The sequence below is a fragment of the Haloterrigena gelatinilytica genome (assembly GCF_013342145.1).
Lineage (GTDB): Archaea > Halobacteriota > Halobacteria > Halobacteriales > Natrialbaceae > Haloterrigena > Haloterrigena gelatinilytica.
The window spans coordinates 3,718,029-3,738,851 of the sequence record NZ_JABUQZ010000001.1 but is presented as its reverse complement, the minus strand read 5'-3'; the positions used below and the strand labels follow the sequence as shown (position 1 = coordinate 3,738,851).

General features: G+C 66.7%; 20 protein-coding genes and 1 pseudogene. 11 read left to right on the top strand and 10 right to left on the bottom strand.

Annotated features, from left to right (window positions below):
• Nucleotides 1-138: 138 nt before the first annotated feature.
• From lpdA to lipA, 5 genes are all read right to left on the bottom strand, one after another.
• Nucleotides 139-1,617, bottom strand: coding sequence for a dihydrolipoyl dehydrogenase (gene lpdA, locus HTZ84_RS18520; RefSeq protein ID WP_174682031.1), 1,479 nt, complete (start codon nt 1,615-1,617; stop codon nt 139-141).
• 114 nt (nt 1,618-1,731) lie between these two features.
• On the bottom strand, nt 1,732-3,420 hold the full coding sequence (locus tag HTZ84_RS18515) for a 2-oxo acid dehydrogenase subunit E2 (RefSeq protein WP_174682030.1): 1,689 nt from the start codon (nt 3,418-3,420) through the stop codon (nt 1,732-1,734).
• A 2-nt stretch (nt 3,421-3,422) separates the two neighbouring features.
• Nucleotides 3,423-4,451: an alpha-ketoacid dehydrogenase subunit beta gene (locus HTZ84_RS18510; RefSeq protein WP_174682029.1), complete on the bottom strand. Its 1,029-nt coding sequence runs from the start codon at nt 4,449-4,451 to the stop codon at nt 3,423-3,425.
• A 4-nt stretch (nt 4,452-4,455) separates the two neighbouring features.
• Complete coding sequence (pdhA, locus tag HTZ84_RS18505; protein ID WP_174682028.1) at nt 4,456-5,583, bottom strand: pyruvate dehydrogenase (acetyl-transferring) E1 component subunit alpha; 1,128 nt, start codon at nt 5,581-5,583, stop codon at nt 4,456-4,458.
• Nucleotides 5,584-5,841: 258 nt separating this feature from the next.
• Nucleotides 5,842-6,804: a lipoyl synthase gene (gene lipA / locus HTZ84_RS18500; protein ID WP_174682027.1), complete on the bottom strand. Its 963-nt coding sequence runs from the start codon at nt 6,802-6,804 to the stop codon at nt 5,842-5,844.
• A 146-nt stretch (nt 6,805-6,950) separates the two neighbouring features.
• On the opposite strand from lipA, the gene HTZ84_RS18495 reads away from it, so the two are divergent.
• From HTZ84_RS18495 to HTZ84_RS18485, 3 genes are all read left to right on the top strand, one after another.
• Nucleotides 6,951-7,646 carry a YqjF family protein gene (locus HTZ84_RS18495; RefSeq protein ID WP_174682026.1) on the top strand — a complete coding sequence of 232 codons (696 nt, stop codon included), beginning with the start codon at nt 6,951-6,953 and terminating at the stop codon, nt 7,644-7,646.
• 48 nt (nt 7,647-7,694) lie between these two features.
• Complete coding sequence (locus tag HTZ84_RS18490; protein WP_174682025.1) at nt 7,695-8,216, top strand: PH domain-containing protein; 522 nt, start codon at nt 7,695-7,697, stop codon at nt 8,214-8,216.
• A gap of 387 nt (nt 8,217-8,603) precedes the next feature.
• Nucleotides 8,604-10,964, top strand: a complete 2,361-nt coding sequence (locus tag HTZ84_RS18485) for a DEAD/DEAH box helicase (RefSeq protein WP_174682024.1) — start codon at nt 8,604-8,606, stop codon at nt 10,962-10,964.
• Between the two features lie 132 nt (nt 10,965-11,096).
• Here the strand turns inward: HTZ84_RS18485 and HTZ84_RS18480 are convergent, their stop codons facing one another.
• From HTZ84_RS18480 to HTZ84_RS18470, 3 genes are all read right to left on the bottom strand, one after another.
• Nucleotides 11,097-11,747 (bottom strand): HAD family hydrolase, encoded by a 651-nt coding sequence (locus HTZ84_RS18480; RefSeq protein WP_174682023.1) that lies wholly within the window; start codon nt 11,745-11,747, stop codon nt 11,097-11,099.
• A gap of 376 nt (nt 11,748-12,123) precedes the next feature.
• Nucleotides 12,124-12,717: a DJ-1/PfpI family protein gene (locus tag HTZ84_RS18475; protein WP_174682022.1), complete on the bottom strand. Its 594-nt coding sequence runs from the start codon at nt 12,715-12,717 to the stop codon at nt 12,124-12,126.
• Between the two features lie 77 nt (nt 12,718-12,794).
• Nucleotides 12,795-13,115, bottom strand: coding sequence for a hypothetical protein (locus tag HTZ84_RS18470; protein ID WP_254611776.1), 321 nt, complete (start codon nt 13,113-13,115; stop codon nt 12,795-12,797).
• A 39-nt stretch (nt 13,116-13,154) separates the two neighbouring features.
• On the opposite strand from HTZ84_RS18470, the gene HTZ84_RS18465 reads away from it, so the two are divergent.
• From HTZ84_RS18465 to HTZ84_RS18435, 7 genes and pseudogenes are all read left to right on the top strand, one after another.
• Entirely contained in the window at nt 13,155-13,385 is a 231-nt protein-coding gene (locus HTZ84_RS18465; RefSeq protein ID WP_174682021.1) for an Lrp/AsnC ligand binding domain-containing protein, read from the top strand.
• A 156-nt stretch (nt 13,386-13,541) separates the two neighbouring features.
• Complete coding sequence (locus HTZ84_RS18460; protein ID WP_174682020.1) at nt 13,542-14,102, top strand: TlpA family protein disulfide reductase; 561 nt, start codon at nt 13,542-13,544, stop codon at nt 14,100-14,102.
• A gap of 340 nt (nt 14,103-14,442) precedes the next feature.
• Nucleotides 14,443-14,991 carry a hypothetical protein gene (locus HTZ84_RS18455; RefSeq protein WP_174682019.1) on the top strand — a complete coding sequence of 183 codons (549 nt, stop codon included), beginning with the start codon at nt 14,443-14,445 and terminating at the stop codon, nt 14,989-14,991.
• Between the two features lie 23 nt (nt 14,992-15,014).
• The gene (locus HTZ84_RS18450) at nt 15,015-15,389 is read left to right on the top strand and encodes a hypothetical protein (protein ID WP_174682018.1); all 375 of its coding nucleotides are present in this window, start codon (nt 15,015-15,017) and stop codon (nt 15,387-15,389) included.
• A gap of 427 nt (nt 15,390-15,816) precedes the next feature.
• Nucleotides 15,817-16,065, top strand: coding sequence for a hypothetical protein (locus HTZ84_RS18445; protein WP_174682017.1), 249 nt, complete (start codon nt 15,817-15,819; stop codon nt 16,063-16,065).
• A 112-nt stretch (nt 16,066-16,177) separates the two neighbouring features.
• The gene (locus HTZ84_RS18440; RefSeq protein WP_174682016.1) at nt 16,178-17,335 is read left to right on the top strand and encodes a helix-turn-helix transcriptional regulator; all 1,158 of its coding nucleotides are present in this window, start codon (nt 16,178-16,180) and stop codon (nt 17,333-17,335) included.
• Nucleotides 17,336-17,506: 171 nt separating this feature from the next.
• A pseudogene (locus HTZ84_RS18435) lies at nt 17,507-18,055 on the top strand (DUF7096 domain-containing protein); the annotation flags it as partial.
• A gap of 541 nt (nt 18,056-18,596) precedes the next feature.
• Here the strand turns inward: HTZ84_RS18435 and HTZ84_RS18430 are convergent.
• Together HTZ84_RS18430 and HTZ84_RS18420 are read right to left on the bottom strand one after the other, a co-directional pair.
• Nucleotides 18,597-19,187: a hypothetical protein gene (locus HTZ84_RS18430; protein ID WP_174682015.1), complete on the bottom strand. Its 591-nt coding sequence runs from the start codon at nt 19,185-19,187 to the stop codon at nt 18,597-18,599.
• 381 nt (nt 19,188-19,568) lie between these two features.
• Nucleotides 19,569-19,733 carry a hypothetical protein gene (locus tag HTZ84_RS18420; protein ID WP_174682014.1) on the bottom strand — a complete coding sequence of 55 codons (165 nt, stop codon included), beginning with the start codon at nt 19,731-19,733 and terminating at the stop codon, nt 19,569-19,571.
• A gap of 277 nt (nt 19,734-20,010) precedes the next feature.
• On the opposite strand from HTZ84_RS18420, the gene HTZ84_RS18415 reads away from it, so the two are divergent.
• On the top strand, nt 20,011-20,787 hold the full coding sequence (locus HTZ84_RS18415) for a DUF91 domain-containing protein (protein WP_174682013.1): 777 nt from the start codon (nt 20,011-20,013) through the stop codon (nt 20,785-20,787).
• The last annotated feature ends 36 nt before the right edge of the window (nt 20,788-20,823 follow it).

Genomic DNA, 20,823 nt, shown 5'->3' with positions numbered 1-20,823 from the left:
CGAAGAGAGGTCCCCCCTAATGAAGGGTGCAGAGGTAATTCCCACTCCGAGAGAGATATTCCCGCTCGAGGAGAATCAGCGATGATCGACGGCGCGTTCTCCGCCCGAAAAGCGGCGGCTACGGGCGGGACGCGCCGCTTACCGGTTCAACGTGTGAATCGCGTGGCCGAGCGCGTTCTCGGCGGCCTCCATTACCGACTCCGAGAGCGTCGGGTGGGCGTGGACCGTCGACGCGACATCCTCGAGGGTCGCGCCCAGTTCGATCGCGAGCCCCAGTTCCGCGATCAGTTCGGAGGCCTCGGGGCCGACGATGCTGGCGCCGAGCACGTAGCCGTCGGATTCCTCGGCGACGACCTTGACGAACCCGTCCGACTCGCCGGTCGTCAGCGCGCGGCCGCTGGCCCGGAACGGGAACTGGCCGACGACGGTCTCGAACCCGTTCTCTGCGGCCTCGGACTCGGTCATCCCGACGGTCGCGATCTCCGGATCGGTGAAGACGACCGCGGGCATGGCCTGGTAGTCGATCGCCGCGGGCTCGCCGGCGATGACCGCGGCGGCGACCTGCCCCTCCGCGCTGCCCTTGTGGGCGAGCATCGGCTCGCCCGCGACGTCGCCGACGGCGAAGACGTGGTCGACGTTCGTGCGTGCGCGCGAATCGGTTTCGATGAAGCCGCGGTCGTTCGTCTCGACGCCCGCGGCCTCGAGCTCGAGCGTGTCGGAGACGGGTTCGCGGCCGACGGCGACGAGGACCTTCTCGGCGTCGAGTTCGAGGGAGTCACCCGGTTCGCTCTCGACGGCCTCGGCGCTACCGCCGTCGGCGGCGGTCTCTTCGACGGGGTCGGCGGCGACCGTGATCCCCTCGCCGTCGGCCCGTTCGTGCCACTCGGAGGCCGTGTAGCCGAACTCGAACTCGATGCCGAGGTCGTTCGCCCGCTTCTTGACGGGCCGTTTCAGGTCGTCGTCGTAGCCCGGAAGGATCGAGTCGAGCATCTCGATAACCGTCACGTCGGTGCCCAGCTTGGCGAAGACGCTGGCCAGTTCCATCCCGATGTAGCCGGCGCCGACGACGACCAGCGAGTCGGGGACGGAGTCGAGCGCCAGCGCCTGTCGGGAGTTGAGGACGGGCTCGTCGCCGAACTCGAAGTTAGGGATCTCGATCGGTCGCGAGCCGGTCGCGATGACGGCGTGTTCGAACTCGAGGGTCTCCGAGCCCTGCCCCTCGCCGCTGTGGGAGACGCGGGCGGTGTGCTCGTCAGTGAAGGTGGCGGTCCCCTCGAGCAGGTTGACCTGGTTGGCCTTGCAGAGCTTCTCGACGCCGCTGGTGAGCTGGTCGACGACGCCGTCCTTCCAGTCGACCATCCCCGCGAGGTCGATCGCGGGGTCGGCGTGGATCCCCATCGCCTCGGCGTTGCGGGCGTCGTGGGCGACGTCGGTCGCCGTGATCAGCGCCTTCGACGGGATGCAGCCGTGGTTCAGACAGGTCCCACCGTAGGCCTCCTTCTCGACGAGCGTGACGTCCAGATCGAGCTGTCCGGCGCGGATCGCGGCCACGTAGCCCGCTGGGCCGGCGCCGATTATCAGGACGTCCGTTCCGGTGGTGACGTCTCCGACGACCATCAGTTCGCTCCCTCCCCGGTGTGTGCGTACGGCGCGTCTCGTGTGTGCGGTGGTTCAGCGTACATAATCGGTGAATCGTAAATCGGTGGTGACGAGTCGTGGGTCCGTCTACGCTCACTCGAGCAATAGTAGGCTGGGGTTCTCGAGGTACTCCATGACGGCGTTGGTGAACTGCGCGGCGATCGCGCCGTCGATCAGCCGGTGATCGAACGACAGCGAGAGGGTCAGCACGGAGCGGGGCTCGATCGACTCGGCGCCGTTCTCGTCGGTCATCACGCGCGGTTTGCGCTTGATCGCGCCGATCGCGAGGATCCCCGCCTCGGGGTAGTTGATGATCGGCGTGGCGTACTCGCCGCCGATGGCGCCGACGTTGGTGATCGTGAACGTCGAGCCCCGCAGTTCGCCGGGGCTGATCGACCGCTCGCGGGCCTTCTGGACGAGTTCGTTCATCTCCGAGGAGAGTTGCAGGAGCCCCTTCTCGTCGGCGTTCTCGACGACGGGCACCATCAGGCCGACGTCGGTCGCGGTGGCGACCCCGACGTTATAGTAGTCGCGGTAGACGATCTCGTCGCTCTCCTCGTCGATGACCGCGTTCATCTCGGGGTACTCCTGTAGCGCCGCGACGACCGCCTTCATGATGAAGGGCATGTAGGTCAGCCGAATGCCCCGCTCCTCGGCGCGGGGTTTGAGCTCCTCGCGCGCCTCGACGAGTTCGGTGACGTCGACCTCGTCGTGGTGGGTGACGTGGGGCGCGCTGTACTTCGACTCGACCATCGCCTCGGCGATCCGCTTGCGCACGCCTCTGAACGGCTCCCGACGCTCGCGCTCGCCCTCGGCGAAATCGGTCCCCTTCGTTCCGACCGGTTCGCCCGCCTCGACCGCCTCCCGGTCGGCCTCCTGGGCCCGCTGCTGGGCCTCGGCGTACTCCCGGACCGCTTCGGGCGTGACGAACGCCTCGCCCTCTCGCTGCTCGTCGGTCGGGACGGCGTCGATGTCGACGCCCTTCTCCCGAGCGATCCGTCGAGTCGCCGGTGCAGCGAGCGTCTTCTCGCGGTCCGCGGACTCGAGGCCCGACGGTGGAGTCGTCGGTTCGCTGGTACTCGCGGCTCCGGATTCGGTTCCGGCCTCGGTCCCGGGTTCGGGCTGCCCCTCCGTTTCGACTGCAACGCCGCCGGTCTCGCTCGAGTCGCCGGTCGTCGCGTCCGATTCGGCCGCCGTCTCCGCCGGCTGCTGGGTCTGCGTTCCGCCGTCCATCGGACCGGTGCTCGCGGCGGCCTGCACGTCGGCCGCGGTGATCCGACCGCCGGGGCCGCTGCCCTCGAGGCGCGAGAGGTCGATCCCCTCCTCGCGGGCCGTGCGTCGCACGCGCGGCGGCGCGAAGACGCGGTCCTGGGGCGTGGCGGTCTCCTCGGCGTCGGCGCCGATCGCTTCGGGACTGCCGGCGGATTCACCGCCTGCGGCTTCGGCTTCAGTTCCGGCCCCAGTCGCCTCGTCCGGTGTGTCCACGCCTTCGGGTTCGCCGGCCCGCTCCTGTTCCTCGTCGGTCGTTTGCTCCGCTTCTTCACCCTCTACATCGAACGAGATGATCACCGTCCCGACGGGGACGACCTCGCCCTCGTCGACGTGCAGTTCGCGGACCGTCCCGTTGACTGGCGCGGGAACCTCCACGAGCGCCTTATCGGTCTCGACCTCCGCGACCGGCTGGTCCTCCGAGACCGTGTCTCCCTTCTCGACCAGCCACGAGACCAGTTCGCCCTCTGCAACGCCCTCGCCGACGTCCGGTAGTTCGAACTCCCTGACCATGATCAGAACTCCGCGGCGTCTCGAATGCCGTCCTCGATGCGCGCCGGTTCGGGCAGGTAGTAGTCCTCGAGCGCGTACAGCGGGAACGGCGTGTCGAAACCCGTGATACGCTCCACCGGCGCCTCCTGATACAGTAGTGCTTCCTCCTGCAGGGTCGCGGTGATCTCGGCGCCCAGCCCGCCGGTCTTCGGCGCTTCGTGGACCACGGCGGCGCGACCCGTCTTCTCGAAGGAGTCGACGATCGTCTCCTCGTCCAACGGCGACAGCGTCCGCAGGTCGACCACCTCGGCGTCGATCCCCTCCTCGGCGAGGTTCTCGGCGGCCTCGAGCGTCGGTCGGGTCATCGCCCCCCACGTGTAGACCGAGATATCGCTGCCCTCGCGGCGGATCGCGGCCTCGCCGAGGGGCACCTCGTAGGATCCCGTGGGCACGTCCTCGCGGAACGCCCGGTAGATGAGTTTGGGCTCGAGGAAGATCACCGGATCCGGGCTCCGAATCGCGCTCGTGAGCAACCCCTTCGTGTCGTAGGGCGTCGACGGAACCACGACCTTCAGTCCGGGCTGGTGGACGAACATCGCCTCGGTCGACTCGGAGTGGTGTTCGGGCGCCCGAATGCCGCCGCCGTAGGGCGCGCGAACGACCAGCGGGCAGGTGAATCGTCCGCGCGAGCGCGTCCGCAGGCGCGCGGCGTGGGAGACGATCTGGTCGAACGCGGGGTAGATAAAGCCCATAAATTGGATCTCGGGCACCGGGCGCATCCCGTAGGCGGCCATCCCGATGGCCGTGCCGACGATCCCCGACTCGGCCAGCGGGGTGTCGATCACGCGATTGCCGCCGAACTCGTCGTACAGCCCCTCCGTCGCCCGGAAGACGCCGCCGTTCTTCCCGACGTCCTCGCCCATGACGACGACGTCGTCGTCGCGTTGCATCTCCGTCTCCAGCCCGTCTCGAACCGCCTGGACGAGGGTGAGGTTCTCCGTCTCCGATACGTCCGATACCGACTCCGATTCAGGTTCAGTCTCTGCTGCCATGGTATCACTCAAGAAGCGCGTCGTCGCCGTGGCGTTCGCGAATCGATTCGAAGTACTCGAGTTGCCGCTGTAAGCGCCGGGGCATTCCCTCGTAGACGTGGGCGAAGATCTCCTCGGGATCGGGCCGTTCGATCGACTCCGCGGTCTCGATCGCGTCGGCCACATCCTCCCGAACGCGCTCGTCGATCGCGTCGACGCGGTCGTCGTCGAGGATCCCCTCGTTTCGCAGGTACGACTCGAGTCGCGGGATCGGATCCTTCGCCTTCCAGCGTTCGACCTCGTCCTCGTCTCGGTAGACCGAGGGATCGTCCGCGGTCGTGTGCGCGCCGAAACGGTACTGGACGGCCTCGATCAGCGTCGGCCGCGTCGCGTCGCCGGGGGAGTCGTCCTCGACGGAGTCGGGATCCTTTGCCTTCTGGACGGCCTCGTTGGTGACCTTGTAGACCGCCAGCGGATCCATCCCGTCGACCTGCACGCCCTCGAACCCGTAGGCCTCGGCCTTCTGGGCCAGCGTGGCGCTGGCCGTCTGGCGCTCGCGAGGCACCGAGATGGCCCACTGGTTGTTGTTACAGAAGAAGACGGTCGGCGTGTCGAAGACGCCGGCGAAGTTCAGCCCCTCGTGGAAGTCGCCCTCTGACGTGGCGCCGTCGCCGAAGTAGCACATGAAGGCCTTCTCCTCGCCCTTGAGCGTCGAGGCCCACGCCGCGCCGGTCGCGTGGGGAATCTGGGTCGCGATGGGCACCGCGACGGAGAACATGTTGACGTCCTCCGGGATGTAGTTGCCCCGCTCGTGGCCCATCCAGTACAGCAGCGTTCGCTCGAGGCTCACGCCGCGCACCAGGCCGACGCCGTGTTCGCGGTAGCTGGGAAACACCCAGTCGTCCTCGGCGAGCGCGTGGGCGCTGCCGATCTGGGACCCCTCCTGCCCCGACAGGGGCGGGTAGGTACCCATCCGCCCCTGCCGCTGGAGGCTCACCGCCCGCTCGTCGAAGTGGCGCACCAGCCGCATCTGCTCGTACATCTCGACGAGTTCGTCGGCCGAGAGGTCGGGCACATCGGCGCCCTCGAGGACCCGGCCGTCCTCGTCGAGCACCTGTACTCGTTCTCGGGGGTCGCGCTGTATCGTACTCACGGGACAACCCACCTGTACATACCCTAGTGAACTATCGCTCGGGATAAAGGAGTTTCCCAAAATATTTTACTATTGGTGAGATTCTTGCCCGCCACGCCGAAAAGATCTGGACACGACTGTACAGTTCTGGCCGCTGACGGGCAGCGAGTTGCGATACCGGTCGCGGGCGCTACTGCTGTTCGAGTAGCGTGACCGCAGCGATGGACCGCTCAAATTGGAGAAGAGTTGTCCAAGACCGAGTGCTCAGTGAGAGCCGAATCACTCGGCCGCCGGCGTCTGCCCGTCGCGTCGCGCGTCCGCTCGCGCCTCCTCGACGCTCTTGCCTTCCCGGAGCACGGCGTCGACGAACAGTTCGCCGGCCTTGTACGACGAGCGCACCATCGGCCCGCTGGCGCAGTAGAGGTATCCGAGTTCCTCCTCGGCGACTCGCCGCCACGTCTCGTACTTGTCGGGATGATCGTACCGTCGCACCTCGAGGTGGTCCATCGAGGGCCGGAGGTACTGGCCGAGGGTGACGACGTCGACCCCGCGCTCGCGGCAGTCGGCCAAGGTCTGGTAGACTTCGTGGTCGTACTCGCCGTGGCCGAGCATGATCGACGTTTTCGTGTAGATATCGGACTCGCGGTCGACCTGCTCGAGGACGCTTAGGCTCTGCTCGTAGCCCGCACGGCGGTCCCGGACGGGAAACTGCAGGCGCTCGACGGTCTCGACGTTGTGGGCGATCACGTCCGGATCGGCGTCGATGATCTTCCGGACGAGACGCTCCTCGCCCTGGAAGTCGGGAATCAGCACCTCGACGAGGATGCCCGGATGGCGCTCCTTGATCTCGCGAATCGTCTCCGCGAAGTGGCCCGCGCCCTGGTCGGGCAGGTCGTCGCGGTCGACAGAGGTCAGGACGACGTAATCCAGCCCGATCTCGGCGACCGCCTCGGCGACGTTTTCCGGCTCGTCGGGGTCGAGGGCCTCCATCCCACCCGTCTCGACGTCACAGAAGTTACAGGCTCGAGAGCAGCGATCGCCCATCAGCATGAACGTGGCCGTGCCGCCCTCCCCGTCACCCGTTCCGGCGCCGCCCGACCAGCATTCGCCGAGATTCGGACAGTTGGCCTCTTCGCAGACCGTGTGGAGGTTCCGCTCGCGCAGCGTCTCCCGGATGTCGGTGAACTCCCGACCCGACGGCGGCCGCATCTTGAGCCAGTCGGGCTTACGTGCGCTGCTCATACCCGGTCTCTAGCGACGGGCGGTGAAAAACGGTGCCCCTCGAGTCCCCGGACGATCGCAGCCGAGACGTCTCCTGTCGCGCTGGTCGTCCGGACGGGAGACGTTTCAGCGGAACGATTACTTGGTTGCCGACCGGTTGTGGAGGTATGGTCGTTCCGCTGCAGATGGGCTGGCGGCACCTCCTCTTCGAGAACTGGCCGGTGGAGCCGTCACTTCTCGAAGCCCACCTCCCGAGGGGCCTCACCGTCGACGAGCACGACGGCCGCGGCTGGCTCTCGGTGGTTCCGTTCACCAACGTCGCCGTCCGGCCGCAGGGCTGCCCGAGACGACTTGGAATACGGCTGCCCGAAATCAACCTCCGAACGTACGTCCGCCGGGACGGCGAGCCGGCCGTCTACTTCTTCAGCCTCGACGCGCAGGGGATCGCGAGCGTCCTCGGGGCGCGGCTGTTCCATCATCTGCCCTACTACTACGCCCGGATCGCCCTCGAGTCCGATCGGGAGAGCGGCCGCGTTCGGTTCTCGAGTCGGCGCAAGCACCCCGGCGCGCGGCCGGCGGCGTACGAGGCCACCTACGGGCCGACGGGCGAGGGGATTTCGGCGCCGGACGATCCGCTGGCGCGGTTTCTCGTCGAACGATACCGGTTCTACACCGAAGCGCCGGACGGGACGCTCCGGCGGACGCGGGTCGACCACGAGCCGTGGACGCTCTATCCCGCAACCGCGGACGTCGAGACGAACACGCTCCTGCGGGCGAACGGGTTCGAGCTTCCGGAGTCGGACCCGGTGTACTACTACAGCCCCGGACTGGACGTGCAGGCGTCCCGCAGCGAGTCCGTCTGAGCGAGACGTACCCATAGCTTTACGGGAGCGAACGGAATACCGCCGACAATGGCGTTCAGCACGACGCCCGACTGGTTTCACATCAGCGACGAGGACGACATCGTCTGGGAGAGTCGTCCCCACCCCGTCTCGATGGGATCGCGGCTCCCGCTCGGCGTCGCGGTCGCGATCGTCGGCCTCGTTCTGACCGGGTGGACGGCGGGCGACGGCGTCGGACTCCTGACGCTCGTCGGCGTCCTCGTCGCCGTCGCCGGGACGGCTCTGGCGGGCGCGCGCTACCTCGTCTGGACGAACACCCGCTACGTCATCACGACCTCGGAACTCTACAAGAAGTACGGCGTCGTCTCGCGGGACGTCACCCAGTTTCGCCTCGAGCGCGTCCAGAACACCAGCCTCAGCCAGAGCGTCCTCGGCCGCGCGCTGGGCTACGGCGACCTGACCGTCTACACCGCCGGCTCCGGCGAACCGGAACTCGTCTTCGAGCGCGTCCCCGAGCCCGAACGCGCCTCGCGGCTGTTGAGCGACCAACTCGAGGAGACGGCGGCCTCGAGCGAGGAAACGGCCGTCTGATCGCGAGCGACGAATTACAGCCCTCAATTGTATTACGGTCCGTCGCTGTCGGTTCGATGTTCCCGCAGTCGACGGTATCCGACGAGGGACCCGCATCGCGCGACTCGAGGGCCGCGGCCGTCGCCGCGAGCGCGGGACGATCGGCTACGCCGTCGTGTTGGGGCTGGGTGCGATCGTCACCGGGGCCAGCGCCGAGGGAACGGTCGTCGGCTTCGAGGTGAGCCGATCGATGGGGCCGCAGCTCCTCCCCACCGTCTTCCTCGGGGCGTCCGCTACCCGCTCGTCTTCGCCACCGCTGGCGCGGTCCTCGGCGCCTCGCCCGCGGGCCGGTCGGGTCGGCGACCTCGAAGGAAACGCCTTTGACCCGGCGCTTCCCGTTTGAGGGTGATGGAGGTCGCCGAGGTTCTCCCCGAATTCGCCGACGCCTTCGCCTTCGAGGAGTTCAACCGAATGCAACGCGAGGCACTGCCAGGGCTGCTCGAGTCCGAGGACAACGTGGTCGCGAGCGCGCCGACGGCCTCGGGCAAGACCGCGCTGGCGGAACTGGCGATCTGCAAGGCCTTGGCCGACGGCGGCACCGCGCTCTTTATCGCGCCGCTGCGAGCCCTGACCAACGAGAAGGAAGACGACTGGGACCGCTTCGAGGACCTCGACTACTCGGTATACGTCGTCACCGGCGAACGGGATCTGAATCCCCGCCGGGCGCGGCGCGCGGACATCCTCGTGATGACCCCCGAGAAACTCGACTCGGCGACCCGAAAACACGATTCCCGGCGGTACGACTTCGTCACCGACGTCGACGTCTGCGTCATCGACGAGGTCCACCTGCTGGACGCCGATCGACGGGGGTCGGTGCTCGAGGTGACGATCTCGCGGCTCCGACGGCTCTGTGACCCGCGCGTCGTCGCCCTGTCGGCGACGATGCCCAACGTCGACGACGTGGCCTCGTGGCTCGACGCCCCCGAGGAGACCACCTTCGAGTTCGGCGACGAGTACCGACCCGTCGATCTCAAATCGGGCGTCAAGACCTACACGCACGGCGACAACGCCTTCGCGGACAAGTACCGCCGCCTGTATCGCGCCCTCGATCTGGCCGAACCGCATCTGCGAGAAGACGGCCAGGCGCTCGTCTTCGTCTCCTCCCGCCAGGACACCGTGCAGGCGGCCAAGAAGGCCAGAGACGAGATCGCCGAACGCGACGTGCCGATGGGCGCTCGCGGCGACTACGATTTTCATACCGACGCGAAGGAACTCGACGACGCCACGCTCCGCAAGTCGGTGTTAGACGGCGTCGCCTTCCACCACGCCGGCCTCTCGAAGAACGACCGGGATCTGGTCGAGGAGTGGTTCAAGGAGGGCCACGTCGAACTCCTCTTTTCGACGTCGACGCTGGCCTGGGGCGTCAATCTGCCCGCTCGCTGCGTCGTGATCCGAGACACGAAATACCACGATCCGCTCGAGGGCGAGGTCGACATGAGCCCCCTCGACGTCCTCCAGATGCTCGGTCGCGCCGGCCGCCCCGGCTACGACGACGTCGGCTACGGCTGGGTGGTCTGCGACGGCGCGGACGCGGACAAGTACCGCCGGCTGCTCCGGGACGGCAAGGAGATCGAGTCCCGCCTCGCCGAGAGCTTAGAGACCCACCTCAACGCCGAGATCGCGATGGGGACCATCACCGATCTCGAGGCGGTCATGGACTGGCTCGAGACCACGTTCTACTACGTCCGCGGCCAGTCGAAACCCGAGGCGTACGACTTTCCCAATCTCCGTGAACGCGTTCGGAACTGCCTCGAGGACCTCGTCGACCGCGGGTTCGTCGAGATGGACGCCGACGACCTCTCGATCGAACCGACGCCGCGGGGAAAACTCGCCTCCGAGTACTACCTGCGACTCGAGACGGCCGCGGGGTTCGCGGACCTCTGTGACCGCATCACCGATGGCGAGACGACCCTCGAGACCGGCGACATCCTCGAGACGGTCGCGACCGCCGAGGAGTTCGACTCGGTGTCGGCCCGCCAGTCCGAGCGGGACGCGATCAACGCCGTGCTCGTCGGCCAGGAGACCGACGACCTCGAGGCGGGCCAACGGAAGGTGCTGGCCATCCTCCGAGGGGCGGCCGACGGCTCGACGCCGTCGGAACTGGCCAGTGACGCGTGGGTGATCCGGCGCAACGCGACGCGACTCGTCTCGGCGCTGGGCGCCTTCCTCGATCGGTTCGTCGGCCCCCACGCCGCGAACCTCGCCCGGCGCGTCGAGGCCCGCATCGAGAACGGCGTCGCCGAGGACGCGGTCGGACTGACCGCCATCGACGGCGTCGGGCCGGGCCGGGCGAGCAAACTCGCCAGAGAGGGGCTGTCGGCCCCCGGCGACATCGTCGCCGTCGGCGTCGAGGGACTCGTCGACGCCGGCCTCTCCGAGGGCGTCGCCGAGCGCGTCTACGAGGGCGCCCAGTCGCTGCCCGCCCTCGAGATCGACTGGGGCGAGTTCCCGGAGACGATCGCCACCGGCGAGAACGAGGTCTGCGAGGTGACCGTCCGCAACGTGGGCGAGCCCGCGCGGGCCGGCATTCGCGTGACCGTCAACGGGGTCGAGATGACCAGTACGAACACCTACCTGCGCGATACGGACACCGTCCCGGTCGGCGTCTTCGGCGCCGACGCCGAGGACCTCGAGTTCACCGTCAGCGTCGCCTTCCCCGAGGAGCCGCTGGTGCCGATCGTCTCGAGTCGAACGGTCGACGTCGTCTGACCGGCGTCGGATCCGGCTCGAGGCCTCGAACGGGGTGTGAAAGAGGAGTTCTCGGTAGCGCCCAGATACGCGGGTCGGTGCACTGACTGATCGAAATGTCGAGCCGACGGTCCCGACGTGATATCGAGCCGGCTACGACGCCAACTCGAGGACCGTCTCCCGCAGTTCCGCGGCCGAGTCCGCGATCTCGTCGGCCGGCGAGAGGTCGAGGTCGTCGTGGGCGTCGATTCGGTAGGCCACGACCAGCGCGCCGGCCCGCGCGCCGGCCTCGACGCCGTTCTCCGAGTCCTCGACGACGACGCACTCCTCGGCCGGCACGCCGACCTCGCTCGCGGCGTACTCGAAGACGTCCGGCTCCGGCTTGCCCGCCGCGTCGATGTCCTCGGCGCTGATCACGTGGTCGAACGACCCCTCGAGGTCGAATCGCTCGAGGACGATGTCGATCCACTCGTGCGGAGACGAGGAGACGAGCGCTCGCTCGACCCCGCGGTCGTCGAGTTCGGCGAGGAGGTCGTGGAGACCGTCGACGGGGTCGACGTGCTCGCGGTAGATCTCGCGAGCGGTCTCCTCGAAGCGCTCCTCGAACTCCTCGCGGGAGACGGCGGTCCCGTACTCCGCCTCGAGGTAGTCGTAGGTCTCGCGGTAGTTCATCCCGGTCACTTCGGCGACGTCGACGTCGTCGTCGGGGACGGCCGCCGGAAGGATGTCTTCGGCCTGGAACTCGGTCCAGTAGTCCTCGCTGTTGACGAGGACCCCGTCCATGTCGAACAGCACTGCGTTCATGTGGCCCTGCCTACCCGGGCGTCACGGATAGCAATTTGGCAAGGAGCAACCGGGCGCGGTGGCTCGGGAGATAGTGGTCCGTCGCTCCTCTCGTGCTGACCGCGCCGCGTTGCGTGGCGCGCGCTGTCGATCGTGCCTGAGCGAAGCGAGAGCCGATCGATGACAGTGCGCGAGGGATGAGTGAGTGAGTGGCGCGGGACCTTCGGTCCCGCGTACCGTGCGAACGGGCGCTTCGCGCCCGTGAGCAGACGAAGCGAACGAGCGAATCGGCTGGGGAGGGCGTGGCAACTCCCTGTTGCCACGATAACGGAACGCTCCCGTTGCTACTCACTCGAGACGAGAGCAACGCGACCGCCGATATCTGTACGGGCTGTTATCAACCGAACACTTCGCCGCGCTCGTAGGCCATCTCCTCGCTCACTTCGCTCGCGACGTCCTCGCCGAACTCCCGCTCGACGAGCCACAGCGCCAGATCGAGTCCCGAGGTGACGCCGCCGGCGGTCAGCACGTCGCCGTCGTCGACGACCCGCTCGTCGACCACGTTCGCCGCGTGGGCCTCGAGGTCGTCGACGGCAACCCGGTGTGTAGCGGCGGGCCGGCCCTCGAGCAGGTCGGCCTCGGCCAGCACCATCGCACCGGTACAGACCGAGGCGACCGTCGAGCCCTCGGCGTAGCATTCGTCGACCCTGTCGGGCAACACGCCGTCCTCGACGACCGCGCGGACGCCCTCGTTGGCGGACGTCCACCCGCCGCCGGGGACGAGCAGGATGTCGGGCCGGCCGAGCGTCCCCTGCGGTTCGACGCGCAGGTCGTGGCTCGCCGTGACGAGGTCGGTCTCGTCGAGGGTCACCAGGTCGACCTCGAGGTCGGCGCCCGCGTGGGCGGCGTTCTCGAGCACCTCGTAGGGGCCGATCGCGTCCAGTTCGTCGAAGCCGTCGAACAGCACGATCTCGGCGGTGGTCGCGGTCATAGGACGACCGACGGGGGCACGGAATAAGCGCGTTGTGCAAGAATTGGCAGAACGAGTCGGCGGAGCGAACGCCCAGATCAGACGTTCGCACGCGCGATCTCGCGGAGCGCGTCGAGCACCGCCTCGTTGCCGGCGCCGACGAACCACCGGCCGTCGTCGGACCCCTCGCCCGTGGCGGTGTGGAGTCCGCTCTCGGACGCGAACAGTTCGCCCAGGAGTTGGTCCTCCCGGTCGGGTCGGTAGCGGACGATGCCGTCCAGCCGCCCGCGGGCGAGCAGCCCCCAGTGGACCGTCGGCGACCAGCTCTCGAGGCGGCGCTTGCACCGATCCTTGAGCGCCCGATTGACCGACGACGAGACCGCCGCCCGTTCGGGGCTGGCGTCGGTCGCTCCGCGCACGGTCGTTATTTGTGGCTCGATCGCGAAGTCCGAATGATAATGTCTCACGCATTCGTGATGATCGACGTCGCGACGGGCATGTCCGAGGCGGTCTGCGAATCGGTTCGCGAGGTCGACGGCGTCGTCGAGGCGCACGTCGTCGCCGGCGACTTCGACGTCGTGGTCGAACTCGAGGGCGAGCGACCGCACGACCTCCTCTCGACGGTCACGTCGGCGGTCCGGCCGCTCGAAGACGTCGGCACGACGCGGACGTACGTCTGTCTCGACTGACGCTCCCCGACGGATCGGAGGGGTACGATTCCGCCGGCTGACCACTCGTTCTCGTGCCGGGCCACGTGGCCGAAGCCGGGGAAACAAACACGTGACTCCGCGGCGACGAACTCGTATACGGAGCCGAACCGGCGGGCGGCGGCCGTCCGATACGACATGAAACGACGCGCATTCATCGCGGGCACGGCGGTACTGGCGGCGGGGTCGGGCTGCCTCGAGGACGGCGCCGACTCGAACGACGGCGACGAGTCCAACGAGTCGGCGGTCGAGCTCACGACCGTCGACGCGCCCGGGAGCGAGGGCGGGACGATCGGCGTTCCGAGCCGAGGGCAGGTCCAGCTCGTCAACTGCATTCGAACCACCTGTCCGACCAGCCGCGCCATGCTCTCGCGGGTCGGCGAGGCCCGCGACGAACTCGCGACGGCCCGCGAGGTCGGTCCCGACGGCGACGTCCACGTCGTGAGCGTCGTCGACGAGTACTCCGGCGCCGCGTCCTCGCCGTCGGAACTGGCCGACTGGTGGGCCGAGCAGGACGGCGACTGGACCCTCGCCGTCGACGAGGACGGCGCGCTGTTCGAGGACTACGGCGTCACCGGCACGCCCACGACGCTGGCCGTCGACGGCGCCGGCGAGGTCCACTGGCGCGACGAGGGCGGTACGACCGCGACCAATCTGGTCAGCGGCGTCGAGACGGCGCTCGAGGCGTCGGACTCGTAGCGTCGGATTCGCGCCGGCGAACTCACAGCGTTTCGGTACTCGAGGCGCCGGAGAATCGGACCCGATAGCATCGCGTGCAAGCCTCCGATAGCGCCCCCTCGAGACCGCGCCGATCGCCAGCTCGGATGCGCGGCGTCGTCGACCGGACGGCGCGCGCTCGAGTCGTGTTCGCCGCTGCGCTCGACCCGACGCCTCGGCGACGGGATCCCCGCCTTCGATCGGCGTTAAACCGGAGACAAACCCGCGAAAACGTCCCTCAAATGGCGTCAAACGCTCGAAAACCCGATCCACGACGAACCCCCTTCAAGTCGGTCCGGCCACCGAGAGCGGGATGCGAGCTATGAAACGAACGACGCTCATCGCAGTCGGCTGCGCAGTACTGATCGCAACCACCGGGTTCGCCGCCGCGGCGCCCGGGAACGCGCCCGTGTCCCCGGACGCGAGTTCGGAGAGCGCGGACGAAGGACACGCGAACGACAACGCGGATCGAAGCGGGAACGGAACCGCCGGCGATACCGCCGCAGACGATCGGAACGGACAGGGACCGAACGTCGAGCTCCCCGGCCAAGTTCCCGATCACGTCTCCGCGATCCACGAGCGGATTTCGTCGTTCCTGAGCGGAGACCTCGGCGGTTCGCTCGGCGACGCGATCAGCGACGTGACGCCTGATGGCGACGAAGACGAGAGCGAGAGCGCCGACGAACGCGACGGAAGCGGGGACGCTGACTCGGACAGCGCTGAACGCGACGGCGGCGCGGACGCCGACGAGAACGGCGACGGCAAGACCGACGAAACCGGCGAATCGAACGATGAGGAGTCTGTCGAACCGGGCTCCTCGGACGATAGCGAACAGACCGATGGCGACGACGAATCGGGCGGCGACGAATAAGTCTCCCGTAACTTCCCCATCCCATGCCACCATTCGCTTCCCCGGCGCCGATCGGACTCGAGGACCGGCTGCTGGCGTTCGCCGTGAGCCTGTTAGTCGGCGGCGCGGCCCTCCACACCGGCACCCACGTCGCCGCGGACGCCCGCGACTACGGCCACGCGGTGGTAACCGCGCTGCTCGGCGCGCTGGCCTGGGCGTTCCTCGAGCCGATTCCGCTGCTCGGCGGTCTGCTGGCCGCCGTCGCGTGGATCGCGGTCGTCAAGTGGCGCTATCGACTCGGCTGGCTTCGCTCCGGCGCGGTCGGCCTCGCCGCGTGGGCGGCCGCGGTCGTCGTCCTCGCGGCCCTCGAGTTGCTCGGTATCGGCTCGATCACGGCGCTCGGCGTTCCGGGAGCCTGAACGGCGCTGCCACCGTCCCCCGCTGACGCACCCTCCACCGGTCCCGTCCCTCGCTGACGCTCCTCTTCACTGCCGCCGTCCCCCATTGATGCACCCTCGCTGACGCTCCTGTCGGCTCATGCATCGAGACGCATCCGTCGACGTACTCGATCGCCACGAGAACACGGATCAGAGACGAGAGTGAGTACGAGAACGGCGACGCCGCATCAAGTCGGTGTAATACGTGCCGGTCGCGTGTGGCTACCGGACGCGTCGGTATCGCTATCGGAGGCGACGGCATCGCTCGGTTCGGCGTCAGTGCGTGGAACCATCCGGCACGTGATGAACTGAGAGCGGTCGAAAACGATCGATAACGGGCGTAAATCGGCGCAAAACGAGCTCACGAACTGACCGGTTCAAGAGGGTGAACGTCCAATGGAGAACTGTGATGCACGGACGAACGCTACTCGCGATCGCGATTACGATGTCACTCCTCGTCGGCGCAACGGGCGCGGCGGCAGCACAACCGGCCAACGGTCCACCGGACGAGCTTCCGGATCCGGTACCGGAGTTCGTCCTCGACGCCCTCGGGGAGATATCCGACTTCGTCGGCGGCCTCCTCGAGTCGCTCGGTGAGGTCGTTCGGGGCCTCACGCCCGGCGGTGCCGACGCAGAGTTGAACGGCGCCGGGAAATGAACATTCGTTGAACACTTCTTCGCCGTTTCAGCCCTGTTGCACCGTTGAAGGTAGGTAGCGACGCTCTCCCAGCTTCCGCATGTTTTAACAGAGGTGAAAAGTACCCACTCGTATGAACGATCGCGTCGGCGTGATGGCCGTGGTCGCCGCGCTCCTCCTCGCCGCAACGGGCCCGATCGGCGCCGCCGCCGGAGCCACGGACGCCGGACAGTCCGAGTCGACGCCGTTCGCGATCCAGCAGGACCAGATCGACGCGGACGAGGTCCGAATGGACGTCGCGCTCCGATCGAACGGGACCGCCGAGTGGCGCCTCGAGTTCCTCGTTCGGCTCGACGACGAGGAGAGCACGACGGCGTTCGAATCGCTGCGGGACGATATCCGCGACGATCCGGACAACCACACGCGATCCTTCGCCGATCGAATGGCCGAAACGGTCGCCACCGCCGAGAACGCGACGGGTCGCGAGATGTCCGCCGACGGGTTCGCCGTGGAGACCGAGCGACGGTCGTTCGCTCGAGAGTACGGCGTCGTCAGGTACACGTTCCAATGGCGCGGGTTCGCCGCCAGCGAGGGCGACGAACTCCGGGCGGGCGACGCGCTCGAGGGGATCTACCTCGACGACGGAACCCGATTGCTGATCGAGTGGCCGGACGGATACGAGCGAACCTCGGTCGCGCCGGAACCCGACGACGAACGCGATCGCGCGGTCATCTGGCGGGGCGGCGACACCGACTTCGTCTCCGGCGAGCCGCGCGTCGTCGTCACCGCTGCGGGGACGGGGCCGTCCTCGGCGCTGCTCGCAGCGGCCGGCCTCGCCGTCGTCGGACTCGGTGCCGCAGGCCTCTGGTGGTATCGCACCCGCTCGCGGCCGAGCGCGCCGCCGACCGACGGAGACGCCGATCGAAGCGATCCCGACGCCGCTCGAGCGGACGATGCGACGGCGTCGCCACCGAGCAACGAACCGACGGAGCCGGCAGAGTTGGCGCAGTCCGCACAGTCGGCAGACTCGAGTACGAGCGCAACCGGGACCGGGACCGGGGCGCCGGATCCGGACCTGCTCAGTAACGAGGAACAGGTCCTTCGGCTCGTCCGCGAGAACGGCGGCCGGATGAAACAGCAAGCCGTCGTCGCGGAACTCGACTGGACCGACGCGAAGACGAGCAAGGTCGTCAGCGGCCTCCGCGAGGAGGGGAAACTCGAGTCGTTCCGCCTCGGTCGCGAGAACGTGCTCTCGCTGCCCGACGAGGGCGGCGGTCCCGAATCGACATGAGAGCGAACCGAAACCGCATTCCGCTCCGGACGGATGGCAGACACGAATCGTCGAAACCGACGAAATCGCCCGACGGCGTCGGATCGAAAACGGCGTTGAATCGCGTTAACCGTCGGTGAACCCAAGTCATCGTCTCGAGTGTCTATCACCACACGAAGACAACACCCACCAATGAACCGAACCACGTCGATCGCACTGGCAGCGATTCTCCTCGTCGCGACGGTCGCGGTCCCCTTCGCGGCGGCGAGCGCGACCTCAAGCGACGGCGCGCAGTCGGAGACCGACGCCGACGACGGAACCGAATCGATCGAACCCGGCGCGCAGTTCGCCGCCGCCGTCGGCGTCCAGAACGCCGAACTCGAGGGCAACGTCTCGGAGCGGGCCTTCGGCGTCCGAATCGCGAACGCCGAGTCCAACGAGACGAAAGCGGCCGTCATCGCCGCGCAGTTCAACGAGACCGACCGGCGCCTGACGGAACTCGAGGACAGACTCGAGGAGTTGAACGAGTCCCGCGAGGCCGGCGACCTCAGCGAGGGGCGCTACCGCGCGGAAGTCGCGACGACCGTCGCCGAGATGCGGAGCCTCGAGCGACGGGCCGACGCGGCCGAGACCGCCGCAGCCGGGGTACCCGAAGCCGTCCTGTCCGATCACGGCGTCGACGTCGAGTCGATCCGGACGCTCCGGGACCGCGCCGGCGAACTCGGCGGCCCGGAGACCGCGGAAGGCCCTTGAAAAGCTCCGTCTATGTGATTAGAGCAACGAGGTTTATCGCATCAATGATAGTAGCTGTCATTGGGAGCATGAGTGCGGGCCCGCCAGCAACATACAGAAGTAATGCCAGTGAATATCTCTCCAGAGTTGGCTGCGGCCCTTTTCTCATTTCTCGATGTAGTTAAAAACTACTTATTCTAGGATGGAGTCTATTCTGAGTTACTTAAAAGGGTTTGTCGAAGAACAGAAGCGATGTGTTATTTGCTGAACGAGGACTGGAATCCCCAATATGCGAACAGAATCAGGGCGGTTAGCATGAACGTGAGGCCGCCCGCCGTTATCCCACTTATCACAGCCACGAACACCGGTTGACCGGACAGTAGCATTGCGAAGATGGCGAACAGGACGATAGCCGCAGCTAATACTTGGAGCGTTCGAACTCTGGATTTGTTAATTTCCATTATTGTTTGGTTAATATTCTATCCGAGATAGATTTAGTATTGCGGTTGGTTACTGGAGACGGGACACCGTGGGTGACCCTTCGGGACTGCTATTTCACGGTAAGGGTAGCAGTCGACCATGACTGGTACGGCCAGAATGTACCCGTCTTCGCCTTAACGTTTCCAGAGCTGTACGGGTCGATTTCTGCATCTACCATTGCAGAGGTCCCGAAGGCGTCAACGGTCCAGATTTTGGCCTGCCAGTGATATGCAGAGCCGACTGGGCTGCTACTCCTGTACTCCCAGTTCTTGGTGATCTTGCCTGAACCGACGTTCGTCGACCGAGTGGTGGGCTTTCTCACGTTATTCGAATTCACGAGGATGTCGAGCTGGTAGTTGTTTGCCGGAATCAGAGGGATAGTCTGGAATTCCCACCGGCTTTTCAGAATTGAGGTCCCCGAAGTGGAGATTGAGTACGGCGAGAACGTGGTCGTGGCGTTCTTCATCGCGTCCGGCTCAACCGTAGGCTCGTCGCTTTGGGTACCGAACGTGCTCGGTCCCTCGACAGACTGGTTGTTGGCATCTTTCGCTGCGGCAGTCCCTGCTCCGAGAGCCGAAAGCGATGCTGCACTGATGCCGATCGTTTTGATGAGAGAGCGACGCGATTGCGAGTTCTGTTTGGGTTGCTTCTTTTTCACCATTAGCTTTCGCATCAACTAACACATGTGTTGATATTATGAATCTAAGTAATACAGATAGTATTAGTCATAAGCAATATTTATTATGAGTACATGTATAATCAAACCCTGAGATGCCGTTCGACCGTCGATCGATTGATGTGGTTGCTGAAATTATAGTAAGGGACGGACACCGCAAGCCACTGGCGGACGCTCAGTCGACTGCCGACCCACGAATTATGGAAACGGTCGACTCTCATTTCAACATGTGAAACCCACTACGGCACTGGATACGTCATGGTGACGTCAAAAACAATTCCATCTGACATCACACAGGCAGTAGCCTGATGTCAGCTCGACGTCAATATGGCGGCTGCTATGCGGCTCTGCTGTCGTGTTGGCCGATTAGCGAACGAGGTCGCCGATGTCAAACGGTCGCTCAAGGCCGATGAACTTCTTCCGCCGGTAGAGGTAGACCAGCCCTACGAACGTTGCGAGAAGCGGCGTAACTGAGACCGCGATGTAGAGGTACCACCAGTACCGTCGTTCGTGAGTGTCGTTGAGGTACATGCCATCGAGAGCGAGAGCGATTGGAAGACCGACTCACCCGACTATGATCGCAAGGCCATCAGTCGGCGATCGCTCGCTCGATCGTCGATGACGACGACCGTTCGTCCGGCGAGCCGAACGAACGAGGGAACGGACCGCAGGGCGACGAGCGCGGCGGCCAGTCGTAATCGCGACCGCGACCGCCATCGAGAGCACGTGCGAGTGCTGACCCGGTTCTCACGTTCGAAACCAGCCACCGAGCCGCGGGTTTAAGTACGAAACCGGGGCCAGACCGCCCATGATCGACGACGCGATCCGCGTGCTCGCGGGCGACTGTACCGTTATCGCCGAGACAGGGGACCGCGAGGAGTACCGCGGCCGTGTGACGACCATCGTCAAACCCGACAACACCGTCCTGGTCCACGACAGCGGCGGCTACCAACCCGTCGCGTGGCTGACCCGCGCCGACAGCGTCTCGAGCGATCACACGGGCGATTTCACGCTCGTCGCGAAGAAGGGCACGCAGACGCTCCGGATCGCCGCCCACGAGCAGGACGGCTTCGCCAACTACCCGGCCTCCGCGGCCGGGACCCCCGTCGGCCAGTGTCCCGACTGCGGCGCCGCCCTCGTGCGCTCGAGCGGCGTCCACTGCGTCGGCTGCGGCGACCGCTACGGCGTGCCCGCCGACGCGACGATCCGCGACGAGCAGAGTGACTGCGACTGCGGCCTCCCCCGGATGCGCGTCGAGCGCGGCCTCGCGTTCGACGTCTGTCTCGATCGGAGCTGCGAGTCCCTCGACGCGGCGGTCCGGGAGGCCTTCGACCGCGAGTGGGACTGCCCCGAATCCGACTGCGACGGCGACCTCCGAATCCTGCGGCGCGGCGGACTCATCGCCGGCTGCGAACACTACCCCGACTGCGATACCGGCTTCGCGGTCCCCGCTGGCGTCATCGACGGCGAGTGCGGCTGTGGCCTCCCCACCTTCGAGACCGCCAGCGGCACCCGCTGTCTCGACGCGACGTGCGAGAAGGGGGTAGCGCTGCCGCTCGAGGCCGATTCCGCAACTGACGACTGACGACTGACGACGGAACGCCGCAACGAAGCGGCGCTT